The organism is Parabacteroides sp. PF5-6 (genome assembly GCF_029504695.1).
Classification (GTDB): domain Bacteria; phylum Bacteroidota; class Bacteroidia; order Bacteroidales; family Tannerellaceae; genus QVMG01.
The window spans coordinates 1-17316 of sequence record NZ_JAQFIN010000006.1 but is presented as its reverse complement, the minus strand read 5'-3'; the positions used below and the strand labels follow the sequence as shown (position 1 = coordinate 17316).

Genomic DNA, 17316 nt, shown 5'->3' with positions numbered 1-17316 from the left:
ATATCATAGCTAATCACTTAATCATCAGAATCAAAGTTCAGACAATTCCAGCATCCTTTTGATCGGAAGCACCGCCTTCTTCTGGATTTCCGGATCTACAAGTATCTCCGGGCTTTCGTATTTCAAGCAATTGTATAACTTCTCCATCGTATTCAGGCGCATAAATTCACATTCGTTGCAAGCGCAGGTACTGTCGTTGGGCGGCGCCGGGATAAATTCCTTATCCGGACTCTTCTTGCGCATATCATGAATAACACCGCTTTCGGTAGCTACAATGAATTGTTTCTTATCCGACAGCATGGTATGTTTGATCAATGCCGCAGTCGATCCTACGAAGTCGGAGACCTCGATAATCGGACGTTTGCATTCCGGATGCGTGATTACTTCCGCTTCGGGGTATTGCACTTTCAATTCCAGGATCTTTTCCAACGAGAACTTCTCGTGCACATGGCAGGCACCGTCCCAAAGCAGCATATTCCGGCCCGTAATGCTATTGATATAATTTCCCAGGTTGCGATCGGGACCGAAGATGATCTTTTCGTCTGCCGGGAAACTGTCGACAATCTGTTTGGCATTCGTTGAAGTAACCACCACATCGGTCACCGCCTTGACGGCAGCTGTCGTGTTCACATAAGAAATCACCGTATATCCGGGATGCTGCGCGACAAATTCGGCAAACGCGGGAGCCGGACAACTATCCGCCAATGAACAGCCCGCATTCAGATCGGGAACCAACACTTTCTTGTCGGGACAAAGAATCTTTGCCGTCTCGCCCATAAAATGAACGCCACAGAGTACGATGATATCCGCCTCTGTCTTCGCCGCCCATTGCGCCAATGCCAGGCTGTCGCCCACGAAGTCGGCTATATCCTGAATCTCTCCCGTCTGATAATAGTGCGCCAGGATAATCGCATTCTTTTCTTTCCGAAGCTTATCGATCTCCACCCGCAAATCCGTTCCTTCCGGAACCGGTCTGTCCATATATCCGATTGATTGACTTTCCATAACTACCTTTCTTTACTCTTTCATACATAAGATAAGACAAAGATAAAGCAAAGATAACGGACTTTTATCCTTTTCTGCCCAACTTTTATCCCGGAGGTTTCCGATCGAGGTCGAAACAGTTATCAACATTTCATATTATTATTATTATTTCTTTTAAAAATTAAAAAAAAGAAATGATGATGATGATAGCCTGTTGAAATGGTTCGTAAAAATTGAGAAGAATCCTTGTTTGTTATGTTATTAAGTAAATATAAATCGATTGGATCGGGTTATCAACAGGGTTCTTTGTATGTTATTTACTGAAAGATAGTAAGATACAGACTTTATTAACAAAGTGTTGAAAACCGGAAGGGTGGAAAAAAACGGCATGTGGATACCGGTCGAAACAGTGGATAAGGCGTGTTGAATCTCCGTCGGAAAAAGAAGCTAACTTTTGATGATCATTATTTTCAGCGGCTGGTATAAAGAAATCTTCGACTTATGCAAGGAAAACTTTTAAATGGATATCCACTACTTATCCCTAAGTTTTCAACAGGGTTTCCACCGGAATGAAGCAGTTTCATTATCTTTGCTAAAAATCATACGGATATGCGCAAGTGGAAGATAACAGAACTGAACCGCCTCACGCCAGAGGCCTTTAAAGCGAGTGAAAAAATCCCTTTGATCGTTGTATTAGATCATGTGCGGAGTTTACATAACGTCGGTTCGGTGTTTCGCACTTCCGATGCTTTTCGGGTGGAAGCTATTTATCTTTGTGGCATCACGGCGACTCCTCCCCATGCGGAAATCCACAAGACGGCTCTCGGAGCCGAAGATACGGTGGATTGGCAATATTTCCAAGAGACTTCAGAAGCTGTTGAAAAATTGCATCAGGCCGGGTATACGGTGTGTGCAATCGAACAGGCAGAGGGCAGCGTGATGTTGGATAACCTTCTGTTAGACAAAGAAAAGAAGTACGCTGTGATTCTGGGTAATGAGGTGAAAGGTGTGCAACAGGAGGTTGTTGATAACTGCGACCTATGTATCGAAATCCCGCAATACGGTACGAAACATTCGCTCAATGTATCGGTCACCGCCGGGATTGTGATCTGGGATTTCTTCAAAAAGATGAATACATAAATACCTATTTATTATGCGTAAGTTAGTTATTACTTTTGTTTTGGTAGGCTTGATAGGTTTTTCCGGTCTGGCACAACAGAGCGGTTTATACCCAATGGAAGCCTGGGTTACTGAACCCGATCGTTCGCAACTTTTTCAGCAACAAACGGAGAAAATTTCCTTTAGTGACCGGCCGACCGGCAGGGGAGGAGCTACGATTGTTATCGATGAATCTCTACAGATGCAGGAAATCGATGGTTTTGGTTTTGCACTCACAGGAGGTAGTGCGGAATTGATGATGCTGATGACTCCGGCTGCTCGCACGGCTCTATTGAAGGATCTTTTCGAAACGGATGGCAGTTGTGCCGGTGTAAGTTATGTCCGGTTGACGATCGGTGCTTCCGATCTGAACAGTTATGTGTTTTCTTATAATGACCTGAAAACAGGGGAAACGGATCTTTCGCTGGCTAAATTTGATTTGGTACAGGATAAAAACGATGTGGTGCCGGTAATGAAAGAAATCCTGGCAATCAATCCGGATATCAAGATCCTGGCTTCGCCTTGGTCGGCGCCCATCTGGATGAAAACCAACGATAAGGTGAAAGCCGGCTCGTTGAAACCGGAATACTACGATGTATATGCCCGCTATTTCATCAAATATATCCAGGCGATGAAGGAACATGGCATCACTATCGACGCCCTTACCATTCAGAACGAACCGCTCAATGCAAATAATACGCCAAGTATGCGGATGAGCGCACAGGAACAAGCAATCTTTATCAAAGAACACCTCGGTCCGCAACTGCAGAAGGCTGGTTTGAAAACCAAGATCGTATTGTTCGATCATAACCTCGACCGTCCGGATTATCCATTGACCATATTGAGCGATCCCGATGCGGCGAAATATGTCGATGGCTCCGGCTTTCACCATTACGGAGGCGATATGAGTGCCATGACAGTGATGCATACCGCTTATCCCGATAAACATTTGTATTTCACGGAACAGATGGTGGTCGAACGCCCGGGAAGTCCGCGTATCGAGATCGCCGCACAGGTGAAACGCATGATTATCGACGTGACACGCAACTGGAGTCGGAATGTGATCCTGTGGAACTTCGCGGCCGACCCGTTGAACGATCCGCATACGGACGACGGTGGTTGCTCGATGTGTCAGGGGGCTGTGACTATCGATAACGACAAGGTGACGAAGAATCTGGCGTATTATGTGATTGCTCATGCTTCTAAATTCATTCGTCCCGGCTCTGTACGCATCGGTTCCACCAATCCGGGTGATATGTCTGTGGCTTTGACCACCGATGAGGAACGGCGGGAGATTGTTCGCGTAGCGACTTTCCCGAACCAAAATGTGTTGCCGAATGTGGCTTTCCGTACACCGGAAGGGAAATATGTGTTGGTGGTTGCCAATAATAGCTGGAACGCGGCTTCTTTCCGTATTCAGTTCCGCAGCCAGTATGCAACCGTACGCTTAAATCCAGGCGCTGTAGGCACCTATATTTGGTAAAAAGTAAAAAATTATAATCATGAAAAAGACATTATTCACAATCCTTGCTTTGGCAGCTTTGTTATTATCGGCTTGCCAGGCAGAAAAGAAATCGGAAGGCCCTCCAGCAGTTAAATTGATGATCGTTCAAGGCCCCGACCTGATCACCCCCGACGGAGAAAAGTTCTTTATCAAAGGTACGAACTTCGGTAACTGGATCAACCCCGAAGGCTATATGTTCGGTTTTCGCAAGACCAACTCAGTGCGTTTTATCAACGAGATGTTCTGCCAACTGGTAGGACCCGACTTCACCGCCGAATTCTGGAAGACGTTCAAGGACAACTATATCACGCGTAAAGACGTGCAGTTTGTGAAGAAAACGGGTAGTAATACGATCCGTATTCCTTTCCACTACAAACTGTTTACCGATGAGGATTATATGGGACTGACCGTCAATCAAGACGGTTTCGCCCGGATCGACTCGATCGTGGAATGGTGTCGTGCGGAAGGCCTGTATGTGATACTGGATATGCATGATGCGCCCGGCGGACAAACCGGCGATAATATCGACGATAGCTACGGCTACCCCTGGTTGTTCGAAAGCGCGGCAAGCCAGAAGCTCTATTGTGATGTCTGGCGGAAAATTGCTGATTATTACAAATATGAACCGGTGATCCTGGGTTACGAACTGTTCAACGAGCCGATCGCTCCGTATTTCGAGAATATGGAAGCGTTGAATGCCAAGATGAAAGATGTGTATAAGATGGGAATCAAGGCAATCCGTGAGGTCGATAAGGAGCATATTATCCTATTGGGTGGCTCGCAGTGGAACGGTAATTTCAATCCGTTACGCAATGTTGAGTTCAACGACGACAAACTGATGTACACCTGCCATCGTTACGGCGGCGAACCGACCCCGGACGCGATCCGCGACTTTATTGTTTTCCGCGACAGCGTGAACCGCCCTATGTATATGGGTGAGATCGGTCATAACACCAACGAGTGGATGGCCGCCTTCTGCAAAACGATGGAAGACAACAATATCGGTTGGACCTTCTGGCCTTACAAGAAGATGGACGGCTCATGCTTTGCCTCTGTCGTTCCGCCCGAAGGCTGGGATAAGATCATCGAGTTCTCGGAAGCACCCCGTGTTACCTATAAAGATATCCGCGATGCGCGTCCCAACCAGGAAGAAGCCAAAGCGATAATGCTGAAAATGCTCGAACAATGTAAGTTCGAAAACAACCATATCGAAGAAGGATATATCCGGGCGTTGGGATTGAATCCGTAAGGACTCGTTAAATCAACCCCCTTTCGACCAGCATGACCACCCGTTCCGTCTTGGCGTCTTCGCCCTTCGGATCATACGTGGTTTTCAGGCTGGCGCCGAAAAGGCCGGCGAAGATATTCCAGAACCCGGCGCGGAAACTGCCCAGATAGGCCTTCAAAAGATTATAACTGGATTGATTGCATTGGCGATTGATCAATTTCAACAGGAGCTTGCCTTGTGAAAAGGTGAGCTTCTTGAGTTCAGGTTTGTATTGTTTGAACAGTTCCTTTTCCATCCGTTCCAGGTGTTCCTGGCGCGCTTTATCATCCGGAAGGGTTTCCATATATTCGTAGGTCTCGATCAATGTATCATAGATCAACAGGGCATAGGGATAGGTTTTCTTGACGTCGCGAACCAATTTGGTATAGGCAATCCGTTCTTTTTCGTTTTTGAACTTCATCTCAGGAAATACCAATACTTCCCGCAAAGCAACCACGGCTACGGTATCGGTTCCTTCCAATGTCGCGCGCTGGTAACCCTCGGGCAGTACGTTCGTCACCGGTTGTTGTGCCTTTACCACCGCACACAAAAGGACGAATACAACTAATATATAACCTTTTAGGCATCTCATCCACTACAAAAATAGATAATAAATCAGTATGTATTTCATTCTTCACACTCTTTGACTTCTTTACGTTCTTTGATAGCAGGAAAATACGCCGATTTATTCCTCGTTTCAGTAACCAATATAAACGACTGAATGTGAGTCTATTGTATGGAATAGTTATTTGTTGATAATTATCAACAAGTTTGTTGACAATTGTCAACAGATCTGTTGATAGTTATCAACAAATGTGTTGACGGTTATCAACAAATAAATATCCCCAGCATTACGATGGAATATTCCTGTCAATACGGATGTAAAAAGAGTGGAATTTATCCTTTGTTTTTCCGGAAATTTTATTATGTTTGTACAAACTAAAGTATTAACTATCAATCCTTAGGCTATGAAACAGAAGGAAATTAAAGAACTATTCGTTCGGTTTGAATCAGCAGCTATTGAAATTGAAAGCCTCGAGTGTTGGAGCGCGCGTGAACTCCAGCCTTTATTGGGTTATGCCAAGTGGGATAACTTTGTGAATAATGTCATCGTCAAAGCCAAACAAGCTTGTCTGACTGCCGGCGAAAAGGGTGAAAACCATTTTCGTGACGTTACGAAAATGGTTTCTATTGGATCAGGCGTTGAAAAACAAGTTGATGACATTCTTTTAACTCGTTATGCCTGCTATCTGATTGCGCAAAATGGAGATAGCCGGAAGCCGGAAGTGGCTTTTGCTCAATCTTATTTTGCTGTACAAACCCGTCGGGCTGAAGTCATTGAACAGCGTTTTCAGGAAATAGAACGCGTAAAAGCCCGGGAGAAACTAACCAAGACGGAAAAGCAACTGTCCGGTATTCTCTATGAGCGCGGAATTGATCAGAAAGGATTTGGCATGATCCGATCCAAAGGCGATAAAGCTTTGTTTAAGATCGATACGTTGACATTGAAGCGTAAAATGGGCATTCCGGAGAAAAAACCTTTAGCCGATTTCCTGCCCACGGTGAGCATTAAAGCCAAAGATCTGGCTGCGGAAATGACGAATGTGAATGTCCAGACTAAAGATTTATATGGACAAAAGCCGATTGAAGAAGAACATATTGATAATAATTCAGCCGTTCGTAAAATGCTATTGAACCGAGGCATCAAACCGGAAGATCTTCCCAAAAGCGAGGATGTGAATAAAGTAAAGAGGAGATTGGAAAAGGATAATAGGAATATCTTGAAAAACAAGGGACAATAGCTAAAACTATCTTTCTTATATGGGGAGATAATACCGACCATTTTCCCGACGTCGGGAAAATGGTTTTATCGTTTAATTAATTGATATTTAGATTATTAATAGTTGATTTTAACCACAAATACATGAAAAAAATACGATTTTGGTACCTGATGATACTCTGGTTTGGCTTTTCTTTTTACTCGTATAGCACTGATAATCTGCGCTTTGCGGACATGAAAACCCTTGCTTTGGGCAATAATGGGGCGACAGAAAGTGTGTTGTTTAATCCTTCCCTGATTGCTCTTTCGGAACGGAAGACGTTGAAAATAAATTACTTCAATAAGTATCAACTGAAAGAATTAGGTTCGGTCAGTGCTGCTTTTCTTTATCCGAACCGGTTGTTGCCGGTTGCGTTACATATCAATTCGTTTGGCTATGATGCGTATCGGGAGAGCCTGTTTCGGATCAGTGTGGGGAAAATATTGAATAAACGCTGGGCTGTGGGGGTTGGTATTCATTATTCGCTACTGGAAACGGATCTGTATGAAGAGCGGCGGGGGCGGATTGCTACGGATATCGGGGCGAGCTTCCGCCCGTTTGATAACTTGTTGATAGGGATGTTGATATTGAATACACCTTCTGTCCGTATTCAGACAAAAGAGGTTGAAAATGATATTTTTACAGGATATGTTCTGCAATTGGGCTTTCGTTGGGAAATTATCAACAACCTGTTGATAACTGGGAATATGGGCACCTGCGAAGCGGAAGAATTGACCGGTGCGTTAGGGGTGGAGTACCAGGCTTTCTCTTCTTTTTATCTGCGTGCGGGTGTGCAGGCCGAACCGCTCTTGCCCGGGTTTGGGGTAGGGTATGGGTTCGCTTCTTTTACGTTGGATCTTGCTACGGTTTACCATCCGGTACTGGGCATGAGTACGGGGATTGGTTTGTCTTATTCTTTTTAATACTTAACGCTGAGCGATGAAAAAATATATCATTTACACTTTACTCTTATTTATCTGTCCGATCCGGGCACAAGTGAATACCAATCAATGGATGGAGTATATCGAAGAATTGGCGGAAGAGACCGAAAATACAGAAATGCTGGAAGCTTTGTTTGTCGAACTCTCCGATCGGACACAGAACCCTTTCGACCTGAACCGGGTGACACGCGAAGAACTGAAAAGACTGCCTTTCTTGTCCGATCAGCAGATCGAGAGCCTTATTGCCTTCCGGGAGAAACAGGGCGAGTTCGTTTCTATTTATGAATTAAAGAATATCCCGGCACTCGATTTTCAGGCGATCTCTCTGATTGTTCCTTTCGTTTATGTGGGGGAAGCGGCGGTTGATAACTTGCCCATAACGGTTGATAACCTGTTGAAAAGAGGAAAGAATGAGTTGATTGTACGCTACGATCAGGGTTTTCAACAGAAGAAAGGCTATCGGTTTCAGCCGGATAGTATTTTGGAGAGATATCCTAACCGGAAATATCTGGGGGAGGCGTTTTATCATTCGGTACAATATGCCTATACGTTCGACGAGCGAATTCAGTGGGGAGTGGTGGCGGAGAAGGATGCCGGAGAACCTTTCTGGAATAAATATCACAAAGGCTATGACTATTATTCGGGCCATTTGTTTCTGAAAGAGATGGGGCGAATCAAAAGCTTGGCTATCGGTGATTATAAGGTTTCTTTTGGGCAGGGATTGGTGATCAGCAACGATTTTATGCCGGGACGAAACGCTTTGGTGACGCAGGTGGAGCGTAGGAATAACGGTTTCCGCCGGCATTTCTCGACCAATGAAACGGATTTCTTCCGGGGCGTAGCCACCACACTTGCCTGGGATAGGGTAGAGGTCAGTCTGTTTTATTCGTATCGGCAGTTGGATGCCAAACTGGATAGTGGGCGGTTTACCACGCTTAAGACCGACGGCTTGCACCGTACGGTGGGCGATTGGGAGAAACGGCGTACGCTTCCGATGCAGACTTTCGGCGGGAATATCCGTTATGTTTCGCCTGATCTTTGTGTGGGACTGACTGCGCTGGGTTATACCTTCGGCCGAAATCGGATGGAACCGCAGGATCAACCCTACAATCATTTCTATTTTCGGGGCAGTTCGAATGCGAATGTCAGTGTGGATTATATGATCAAGAACCGAAGGATCAAAATCTACGGCGAGACAGCCCTGTCGGGAAGCGGCGCCTGGGCGTCATTGAATGGTTTGCAATTCACTCCCGTCTCTTATATCTCTTTTCTATTTTTGCATCGCTACTACGACAAACACTATCAATCGCATTTCGGAAGTGCTTTTGGGCAGAACAGTACGGTACAGAACGAGCAGGGCGTATACACGGGTTTACAACTCACGCCTTTCCCGTATTGGAAGCTCTCGATGTATGCGGATGTGTTTCGCTTTCCCTGGTTGAAATATGGTGTCGATGCCCCTTCGTCCGGAAAGGAGTATATGGTGCAGCTCCAGTATACGCCGGGCGATCACCTGTCGGCTTATATCCGTTACCGCTACCGACAAAAAGAAAAGAACGTAAATGAAGAGGAAAGAACTTATACCATCTTACCCTATACACAACAACGATTGCGCTTCCAGTTGACGTATCGCTTTTCTCCTTCCGTATTCTCCCGCTCTTCGGTCGATGGAGTCTTTTACGCGGAAGAAAAAAAGGGTAGAGAGACTCATAAAGGGATAATGATCGCGCAGAGTATCGGCTGGAAACCGGGTAGACTCCCTTTGCAAGGCGATCTTTATCTCGCCTGGTTCTATACCGACGATTACAATACCCGCATCAGCTCGTACGAACGCAACCTCCTGTATTCCTTTTATATGCCTTCGTTCTACGGCAGAGGCATCCGCCTGGCTGCCACCTTCCGCTGGGATATTTTGAAGCATCTCTCCTTCTCTTTTAAGATCGCCCACACCCGATACGCCGACCGCGACCTGATCGGAACCGGTCTGGAAGAGATCGAAAGCAAACAAAAAACCGATTTCTATGGGAATCTGAAGTGGAAGTTTTAAAGGAGATGATCGAACGTTAATGACTGTGTTTTCTTTGGTGTTTTGTAACGAATTAATTACATTTGTATGATAGAAGATAGATATGCAGGAAAAGAGCGCACTGTTCTTTTGAGTAAAGCATTTAAAGAGTTTTTTGACGGTTTAGGTTCTCAGGAGCAAAACAATATTGAGTATGTAATAGACTTGATTATAGATCATAAGCTAATTCATACAAGTTTTGTAAAGAAATTGATAGATACGGAATTCTATGAGATGAGGGTTAAGATAGGTTACAATGAATACAGAACCATTGTTTTCTCAGTCGATCACGATAATATCATAGAAGCAACTAAAGTGTATTTGCTGAATGGCTTTTTGAAAAAGAGCACAAAAGATTATAAGAAACAGATAAATAGGTCAAAAACAATATTAGAGGAATTGAAATTATGAATGTATACGATGAATCAAAATTTATAAACGCCAATGTGCTGTTGGATGTAAAATATGGGAAAAAGGGCACCCCTTCCCGTGAAGAATTTGAAAAAGAAGCGATCGCCTATTACTATGGCGTTATACTTCGTGACAAACGGAAGGAGTTGAAAATGACGCAGCAATCGCTGGCCGACCGGGTGGGGCTGAAGCGAAGCTATATCGCTAAAGTAGAGAAAGGGGAGACGGATTTGCAGATCTCCAGCTTTGTCCGTATCGCAAAGGCTTTGGGAATGGAGTTGGAGTTGGTTTGATTTTCGTACTTTTGTAGCGTCAATAACTAAATCGATCGTATGGCAACAATTCTTTTTGATCAGATTATATTTGGGCCGATTCATAGTCGGCGCCTGGGAGTTTCGTTGGGTGTTAATCTGCTTCCGACGGATGGGAAGATCTGTTCGTTTGATTGCATCTACTGTGAGTGCGGACTGAATAAAGACGGGCGTACGCGAAGCCGGATGCCCCGGCGGGAAGAGGTGAAAGAGGCTTTGGAAACCAAGCTTCTTGCGATGTATGAAGAAGGTGTAAAGCCGGATGTGATCACCTTTGCCGGCAATGGTGAGCCGACGATGCATCCGGATTTCGGCGCGATTATCGACGATACGATTGAAGTGCGCAACCGATTGTGTCCGGAGGCGAAGATCGCTGTGCTTTCCAATTCAACGATGCTATATAAACCTGCTGTCTTTGATGCGCTGAATAAGATTGAAGACAATATCTTGAAACTGGACTCGGTCTTAGACCGCCGGATCCAACAACTGAATGCACCTAATTCTCCTTCTTTCACCTTTGGCCAGTTGTTGGAACAGTTGCTTCTTTTCGAGGGCAACCTGATTATCCAAACCATGTTCCTGCGTGGCGAATGCAACGGTGAATCCGTGGATAATACCACTGAAGAAGAGATCAATGGTTGGCTGCAAGCGCTGCAAAAGATCAAGCCCAAAAAGGTTATGATCTATACGATCGATCGGGAAACCCCCGTCAGCGGCCTTCGGAAAGTAGGCAAAGAAGACCTGGAAGCCATTGCCGACCGGGCACGAGAATTGGGCTTCGAAGTTTCGGTCTCTATTTGAATAATATATTTATAGTTTAATGTAGATCTGTTTCTTGTAAAGGAAATAGCCTGGTATCCAGTTTACGATCACGAAAAACAATGCCCAGGCCAGTGAGCCGCCATAGTTACCGAACGCAGGGGAAAAGACCTGTTCGTACATAAAACCTTTGAGCCCGCTCACTTCTGCCAAGGTCGATAACAGGGCAGCCTGCACATAAAGATAGAGCGGATTGATACCGAAAGACTCGAAGAACAACGTCCATTTCTTTTTGGCGTTGATATCGATGATCCAGATCAACAGACCCAGGAACAAGGAGGCCATGCCGCAGGTAATCAACACATAGGTACTACTCCATAATTTCTTGTTCACCGGGCAGCCGTAACTCAACAGATAACCGGCAAAGAAAAGGATAACCCCGAAAATAAAGAGGTTACGGATGATGCATTCGTTGTCTTTTTTACTGTCCATGATCATTTTCCCGGCATAAAAGCCCAGTAAGACATGGGCGATACTCCCGATCGTGCTGGTCAGCCCTTCCGGATCGAACGCGATGCGGGTACCATCCGCCATCGTGTCTTTATACATGTGGGAGGCACCCAAAACCAAGCGGTCGATAACCGCAACGATACTGTTTTCCGTCAGTGCATAACTATCCGTTAGCCCGATCAAGGCCCAATAACCCGCCAGGATTCCCCCGGCTACATATAATATATATTTGTGATTTACCGTCAGTCCGATCAACGAGCCGATCCCATACGCCAGTGCCAGCCGTTGCATGACTCCCAGTATACGCAGGTTCTCCAGACTGAAATGCGGTTGGAAGAACAGGCCGAAAAGATTAAGTCCGAGCCCTACCAGAAAGATCAGTAAGGTTCTTTTCAATACTTTGAAAAGGCTTTCGCGGGTAAGTGTAAAATTGTATTTCCGCAAGGAGAAGAACATGGAAACGCCCATGATAAACATAAAAAAAGGAAATACCAGGTCGGTCGGAGTTAATCCGTCCCAATGGGCATGGAGAAGTGGTGCGTAATTGGTACTCCACGATCCGGGATTGTTTACCATAATCATTCCGGCAATGGTGATGCCCCGCATGACATCCAAAGAGAGAAGTCGTCCTGTCTGTTTCATTGTATTCGATTTTACGGTTTAGACAGAACAAAAATAAAGAATCCGACGCATACGTTGCGTACTTTTCAGACCCAATAAAGGGGATAAAATGATAATGTGATTAGATTCTGCGATCAGCTTGCGCTGTATTTCACAAAATTGGCTGCCTTGTTGATTGCCTCATTGATGTTGCTGCAGATATTCTCGATGCCGATTGTTTTGTCTAATCCGGCATTCAACAGCATCTTGCGCACGTCCGGATTTACCCCGGAGAGGATCACCTGAATATGTTCGGCACGCGAGAGGCGAACCAAACTTTCCAAGTTGTGCAGTCCCGTAGAGTCCATAAACGGTACCTTACGCATACGGATGATACGGACTTTGGTTTTGTTATCCCCCGTCCGTTGCATCACACTGTCGAACTTATTGGCGATACCAAAGAAGAACGGCCCGTCGATTTCATATACTTCCACACCGTCGGGCACAATCAGTTTTTCATCGTCCATCATTGGCATCTCGGTTTCTTCGGACAGATTGATCGAGTTCTTGGTGACCGATACCTTTGTCGTCTCCGATACGCGCTTCATAAAGATAAACATGGCGATCAACAGGCCAATCTCAATGGCAATGGTGAGGTCGAAGATCACAGTCAGGAAGAACGTGACCAAAAGGACGGCCACATCCCCTTTCGGGTTTTTCAACAGAGAACGGAACGTACGCCATTCACTCATATTATACGACACGATAATCAACACACCCGCCAGGCAAGCCATCGGAATATGTTTGGTCAGCGGACCGAGGAACAACAGGATCAACAACAGTACGACGGCATGAATAATACCGGCTACCGGTGTGCGCCCCCCGTTATTGATATTGGTCATTGTACGGGCGATGGCGCCGGTCACGGGTATGCCGCCAAAGAGGGGAACCACAATATTTGCCGCTCCCTGCGCGATCAGTTCCGTATTGGAATTATGTTTATCACCGGTAACCCCGTCGGCCACGGTGGCGGATAATAACGACTCGATCGCCCCCAGCATGGCAATGGTGAAAGCGGAAGGCAACAATAGGTTGATCGTTTCGATATTAAACGAAAGCCCTTCCGGGCGGGGCAGGCTGGCATTGATCGTAAAACGATCGCCGATCGTCTCGATCGAAGAGATGCCCAGGTAATTGCGTAAGATAAATGCAATAATCGTCATGACGATAATGGAAATCAACGAACCGGGGATTTTGCGCGAGAACTTCGGGGTAACGGCAATAATCACGATACTGACGATGCCGATCAGTAATGCCCACCAGTTGATCGTATGGATACTTTCAAAATAAGCACCCCATTTACTAATGAAATCGGCCGGCACCTTCTCCATCTGCAGGCCGAACAGGTCTTTCATCTGCGTGGTAAAAATGGTCAGCGCAATGCCGCTGGTAAACCCGACAACTATAGGGTAGGGTATGAATTTGATGACCGTCCCGAGCTTGAATACGCCCATCAATACCAATAGAATACCCGCCACGACGGTCGCAATGGCCAACCCTTCGATACCAAAATTCTGGATGATGCCATACACAATCACGATAAACGCGCCGGTCGGCCCACCGATCTGAACCGAGCTACCCCCCAAGAAAGAGACGATGAAACCGCCGATAATTGCGGTGATCAACCCCTTTTCCGGACTCACTCCGGAGGCAATACCAAAAGCAATGGCTAAAGGAAGAGCCACAATCCCTACAATAATCCCGGCCATCAGGTCGGATATAAATTTTTCTTTGGAGTACGTCTTCAGCGCTGTGATCAGTTTAGGCTGGAAAGTGTATTTATTCATCTCAATATGCACCTGAATTTCAAGATGCAAAGGTAGGAATAATAATGTAATTGTGTTCACATTCTATCGGATTATGGATGTTTATCTCCTTTCTCACCGGTTGTTCTTTGTTTGACCGGTATCGAACGGCTGTTTGTCCCATATCAAACAAAGAAATATTGGGAACTTTTGAAATAAAAGCTAATAAGTTCAACTTAATCGACTTAGAACGAAACCATAAAACGATTTGGTATATGATTAAATCAAAGAAGTAAAAAACGCTTTGATTATCAATCGCTGATGTTTTTGATGGCAAAAAAGGCTTAAGAATGGGCAACTTTTTTGCTTCGAATGAGTTATTATAGTAGGAGGGGAGGTGTTGGTATAGATTGTGTCTATATTTTGATAGGCATAATTTAAAGCGGAAGGGTATCCGGTTAAGAACAGAATACCTATTTTTGGACAGTTGAAAGAAAGACGTTGATTATCTTATCTTACATATACATAAATTTAGTAACATGATGGAAAAAAGTATCAAAGGAACTCGTACAGAGCAAAATCTACTGAAAGCATTTGCCGGTGAATCACAAGCCCGCACACGGTATACCTTCTTTGCCAGCGTGGCGAAAAAAGAAGGATACGAGCAGATTGCCGGCGTTTTTATGGAAACAGCCGAGCAGGAAAAGGAACACGCCAAACGTTTCTTTAAATTCCTCGAAGGCGGAATGGTGGAAATCACCGCCTCTTATCCGGCCGGAAAAATCGGCACGACAATGGAAAACCTGGCCGCTGCTGCCGAAGGTGAATTGGAAGAATGGGATATTCTTTACCCGGAATTTGCTGCTATTGCCGACGAAGAAGGTTTCAAACAAATCGCCATCGCTTTCCGTATGATCGCCAAGGTAGAGGTGGAGCACGAAAAACGCTATCGCCAGCTATTGGCTAATATCGAAACGAATACGGTATTCGCCAAAGAAGAAGCAATCGCCTGGCAGTGCCGCAACTGCGGTTACGTACACGAAGGCAAGAACGCCCCGCAGAAATGCCCGGCATGCGAACACCCGCAGGCCTATTTCGAGCCGATGAAGCAGAATTATGCGTAAAAAGCAATTACGAATTAAAAATTACGAATTACGAATAAGTTAGGATGGCCTTTCAATTCGTAATTCGTAATTTTTAATTCGTAATTGTATCCTTTGTCGGATAATCCAGTGTATAATGCAATCCCCGGCTTTCTTTGCGGTCGATGGCTTGGCGCATGATGAGGTAGCCGGTGTTGATCATGTTGCGCAGTTCGCAGATCTCTTTGGAGGCGACTGAGCGTTTGAAAAGGCTTTCCGTTTCTTCGTAAAGGATATCCAATCGATCCCAAGCCCTTTTCAGGCGGAGATCGGAACGGACGATTCCCACATACGTACTCATGATCTGTCCCACTTCCTTGGCGCTCTGGGTGATCAAAACCATCTCTTCCGAGGCTTGTACGCCTTCATCGTTCCAGGCCGGGATATCTTCCTGGTAACTACATTCCTCAATGAAATGCGCACTGTGTTTGGCTGCCGCGTCGGCATAGACCACTGCTTCGATCAGGGAGTTGGAGGCCAGGCGGTTACCGCCATGTAGGCCGGTGCAGGCACATTCGCCGACGGCATACAAGCGTTTGATCGAGGAGCGGGCATCCAGATCCACTTTAATTCCCCCGCACAGGTAATGCGCCGCCGGGGCTACCGGAATATATTCGCGGGTGATATCAATGCCATAGCCCAGGCATTTCTCGTAGATGGTGGGGAAATGTTTTTTTGTCTCTTCCGCATCTTTATGGGTCACGTCTAAATACACAAAATCATCTCCCCGGTTTTTCATTTCATTGTCGATCGCGCGGGCCACGATATCGCGTGGCGCCAGCGAAAGGCGCTTGTCGTATTTCTGCATAAACTCTTTCCCGTCTTGGGTGCGCAATACGGCTCCGTAGCCGCGCATGGCTTCGGTGATCAGGAACGACGGGCGATCGCCCGGGTGATAGAAAGCGGTGGGGTGGAATTGTACGAATTCCATATCTTTTACTGTCCCTTTGGCGCGGTAAACCATCGCAATGCCATCGCCGGTAGCCACCAGCGGATTGGTGGTCGTCTGATACACGGCACCGATTCCGCCGGTGGCCATCAGTGTCACTTTGGAAAGGAAGGTATCGATGCGCCCATCCGGCCCCATAATATAAGCGCCGTAACATTCAATGTCCGGGGTTTGCCGGGTGACGGTAATACCCAAATGGTGCTGGGTGAGTATCTCTATGGCAAAATAATTTTCAAATACATGAATATTCGGATGTTTCTGAATCGCCCGGATCAGGCTGTCCTGTATTTCGGCTCCGGTTTTATCTTTGTGGTGGAGGATCCGGAATTCGGAATGTCCGCCTTCTTTGTGGAGGTCGAAGTTGCCGGCTTCGTCTTTATCGAAGTCGACCCCCCAACTGATCAATTCATTGATTTGCGCGGGTGCTTCGCGCACCACTTTCTCAACCGCCGTCCGATCGCTTAGCCAGTCGCCGGCTATCATCGTATCTTCGATATGTTTCTCAAAGTTGTCGGTCAACAGATTGGTCACCGAAGCCACACCTCCCTGTGCGAAATACGTATTGGCTTCTTCCAGTCCTGACTTACAGATCAGCGCTACCCTTCCTTGATGAGCCACCTTCAGGGCAAAACTCATACCGGCTATACCTGAACCGATCACCAGGAAATCATATTTGTGTATCATCCTTTGTGTATTTTAGGAAAGCAAAGGTATGAATTATGTCGGTTTGTTGGTGCTTGCTGCTGTATTTAAATATGCACGGTGCAGCTGCCGGGGGGAGCGGCTCGGCGATCGACTGGAAATGGAGGTATAAGGCGGCATTGCGAAGGCGGTAAAACTATCACAGTGGTGATATTATCAACACGCAGGCAAAGCTATCATGCAAGGCGGCAATCCTATCACGCCTGCATTGATCAGCCTTCCGGGAAATTTGTTACAAAAATTAACAACGGCGAAACTATCACCGAATGATAGCTTTGCCATTGCTTCGAATAGTGTCCTACGTAAAGAAGAAGCGCACATCCGGAAAATCCGGATGTGCGCCATATGTTCGTATACAAAAATTGAGGGTCTCTGTTATCCTACGGTT

16 protein-coding genes are annotated in these 17316 nt (G+C 45.9%); 11 read left to right on the top strand and 5 right to left on the bottom strand.

What is annotated here, in order from left to right; all coding sequences use genetic code 11:
* Window positions 1-30: 30 nt before the first annotated feature.
* Window positions 31-1005 (bottom strand): quinolinate synthase NadA, encoded by a 975-nt coding sequence (gene nadA / locus M2133_RS09055; protein ID WP_277465788.1) that lies wholly within the window; start codon window positions 1003-1005, stop codon window positions 31-33.
* A gap of 588 nt (window positions 1006-1593) precedes the next feature.
* Between nadA and M2133_RS09050 the strand changes: the two genes are divergently transcribed.
* Genes M2133_RS09050 through M2133_RS09040 form a run of 3 tightly spaced genes read left to right on the top strand, consistent with a single transcriptional unit; the run spans window position 1594 to window position 4895 of the window.
* Window positions 1594-2124: an RNA methyltransferase gene (locus M2133_RS09050; protein WP_277465787.1), complete on the top strand. Its 531-nt coding sequence runs from the start codon at window positions 1594-1596 to the stop codon at window positions 2122-2124.
* Between the two features lie 13 nt (window positions 2125-2137).
* Window positions 2138-3625 carry a glycoside hydrolase family 30 beta sandwich domain-containing protein gene (locus tag M2133_RS09045; protein ID WP_277465786.1) on the top strand — a complete coding sequence of 496 codons (1488 nt, stop codon included), beginning with the start codon at window positions 2138-2140 and terminating at the stop codon, window positions 3623-3625.
* A 19-nt stretch (window positions 3626-3644) separates the two neighbouring features.
* Window positions 3645-4895, top strand: coding sequence for a glycoside hydrolase family 5 protein (locus M2133_RS09040; protein WP_277465785.1), 1251 nt, complete (start codon window positions 3645-3647; stop codon window positions 4893-4895).
* A gap of 7 nt (window positions 4896-4902) precedes the next feature.
* Here M2133_RS09040 and M2133_RS09035 read toward each other — a convergent pair whose 3' ends face one another.
* The gene (locus M2133_RS09035; protein ID WP_277465784.1) at window positions 4903-5505 is read right to left on the bottom strand and encodes a DUF4294 domain-containing protein; all 603 of its coding nucleotides are present in this window, start codon (window positions 5503-5505) and stop codon (window positions 4903-4905) included.
* Between the two features lie 376 nt (window positions 5506-5881).
* Between M2133_RS09035 and dinD the strand changes: the two genes are divergently transcribed.
* From dinD to M2133_RS09005, 6 genes are all read left to right on the top strand, one after another.
* Window positions 5882-6715, top strand: coding sequence for a DNA damage-inducible protein D (dinD, locus tag M2133_RS09030; protein ID WP_277465783.1), 834 nt, complete (start codon window positions 5882-5884; stop codon window positions 6713-6715).
* 122 nt (window positions 6716-6837) lie between these two features.
* Window positions 6838-7656: a hypothetical protein gene (locus tag M2133_RS09025; protein ID WP_277465782.1), complete on the top strand. Its 819-nt coding sequence runs from the start codon at window positions 6838-6840 to the stop codon at window positions 7654-7656.
* Window positions 7657-7672: 16 nt separating this feature from the next.
* Window positions 7673-9721, top strand: coding sequence for a helix-hairpin-helix domain-containing protein (locus M2133_RS09020; RefSeq protein ID WP_277465781.1), 2049 nt, complete (start codon window positions 7673-7675; stop codon window positions 9719-9721).
* Window positions 9722-9787: 66 nt separating this feature from the next.
* Window positions 9788-10150: a type II toxin-antitoxin system RelE/ParE family toxin gene (locus M2133_RS09015; protein ID WP_277465780.1), complete on the top strand. Its 363-nt coding sequence runs from the start codon at window positions 9788-9790 to the stop codon at window positions 10148-10150.
* Window positions 10147-10443: a helix-turn-helix transcriptional regulator gene (locus tag M2133_RS09010; RefSeq protein ID WP_277465779.1), complete on the top strand. Its 297-nt coding sequence runs from the start codon at window positions 10147-10149 to the stop codon at window positions 10441-10443. Before M2133_RS09015 ends, M2133_RS09010 begins: the two co-directional genes overlap by 4 nt.
* Window positions 10444-10482: 39 nt before the next feature.
* On the top strand, window positions 10483-11262 hold the full coding sequence (locus M2133_RS09005) for a radical SAM protein (protein WP_277465778.1): 780 nt from the start codon (window positions 10483-10485) through the stop codon (window positions 11260-11262).
* A gap of 9 nt (window positions 11263-11271) precedes the next feature.
* Here the strand turns inward: M2133_RS09005 and M2133_RS09000 are convergent, their stop codons facing one another.
* Together M2133_RS09000 and sulP are read right to left on the bottom strand one after the other, a co-directional pair.
* Window positions 11272-12372: a heparan-alpha-glucosaminide N-acetyltransferase domain-containing protein gene (locus tag M2133_RS09000; protein WP_277465777.1), complete on the bottom strand. Its 1101-nt coding sequence runs from the start codon at window positions 12370-12372 to the stop codon at window positions 11272-11274.
* A gap of 113 nt (window positions 12373-12485) precedes the next feature.
* A complete protein-coding gene (gene sulP / locus M2133_RS08995; protein WP_277465776.1) occupies window positions 12486-14177 on the bottom strand; it encodes a sulfate permease in 1692 nt (563 codons plus the stop codon).
* Window positions 14178-14677: 500 nt separating this feature from the next.
* Here sulP and rbr point away from each other — a divergent pair, with 500 nt between their 5' ends.
* Complete coding sequence (gene rbr, locus M2133_RS08990; protein WP_277465919.1) at window positions 14678-15259, top strand: rubrerythrin; 582 nt, start codon at window positions 14678-14680, stop codon at window positions 15257-15259.
* A gap of 73 nt (window positions 15260-15332) precedes the next feature.
* Here the strand turns inward: rbr and nadB are convergent, their stop codons facing one another.
* Window positions 15333-16910 (bottom strand): L-aspartate oxidase, encoded by a 1578-nt coding sequence (gene nadB / locus M2133_RS08985; protein ID WP_277465775.1) that lies wholly within the window; start codon window positions 16908-16910, stop codon window positions 15333-15335.
* Window positions 16911-17106: 196 nt separating this feature from the next.
* Here nadB and M2133_RS08980 point away from each other — a divergent pair.
* The coding region (locus tag M2133_RS08980) for a hypothetical protein (protein ID WP_277465774.1) at window positions 17107-17316 on the top strand (210 nt) is incomplete at its 3' end.

Coding starts and splice junctions, on each gene's coding strand:
- nadA (WP_277465788.1), bottom strand. CDS start 1,005: ATGGAAAGTCAATCAATCGGATATATGGACAGACCGGTTCCGGAAGGA.
- M2133_RS09050 (WP_277465787.1), top strand. CDS start 1,594: ATGCGCAAGTGGAAGATAACAGAACTGAACCGCCTCACGCCAGAGGCC.
- M2133_RS09045 (WP_277465786.1), top strand. CDS start 2,138: ATGCGTAAGTTAGTTATTACTTTTGTTTTGGTAGGCTTGATAGGTTTT.
- M2133_RS09040 (WP_277465785.1), top strand. CDS start 3,645: ATGAAAAAGACATTATTCACAATCCTTGCTTTGGCAGCTTTGTTATTA.
- M2133_RS09035 (WP_277465784.1), bottom strand. CDS start 5,505: ATGAGATGCCTAAAAGGTTATATATTAGTTGTATTCGTCCTTTTGTGT.
- dinD (WP_277465783.1), top strand. CDS start 5,882: ATGAAACAGAAGGAAATTAAAGAACTATTCGTTCGGTTTGAATCAGCA.
- M2133_RS09025 (WP_277465782.1), top strand. CDS start 6,838: ATGAAAAAAATACGATTTTGGTACCTGATGATACTCTGGTTTGGCTTT.
- M2133_RS09020 (WP_277465781.1), top strand. CDS start 7,673: ATGAAAAAATATATCATTTACACTTTACTCTTATTTATCTGTCCGATC.
- M2133_RS09015 (WP_277465780.1), top strand. CDS start 9,788: ATGATAGAAGATAGATATGCAGGAAAAGAGCGCACTGTTCTTTTGAGT.
- M2133_RS09010 (WP_277465779.1), top strand. CDS start 10,147: ATGAATGTATACGATGAATCAAAATTTATAAACGCCAATGTGCTGTTG.
- M2133_RS09005 (WP_277465778.1), top strand. CDS start 10,483: ATGGCAACAATTCTTTTTGATCAGATTATATTTGGGCCGATTCATAGT.
- M2133_RS09000 (WP_277465777.1), bottom strand. CDS start 12,372: ATGAAACAGACAGGACGACTTCTCTCTTTGGATGTCATGCGGGGCATC.
- sulP (WP_277465776.1), bottom strand. CDS start 14,177: ATGAATAAATACACTTTCCAGCCTAAACTGATCACAGCGCTGAAGACG.
- rbr (WP_277465919.1), top strand. CDS start 14,678: ATGGAAAAAAGTATCAAAGGAACTCGTACAGAGCAAAATCTACTGAAA.
- nadB (WP_277465775.1), bottom strand. CDS start 16,910: ATGATACACAAATATGATTTCCTGGTGATCGGTTCAGGTATAGCCGGT.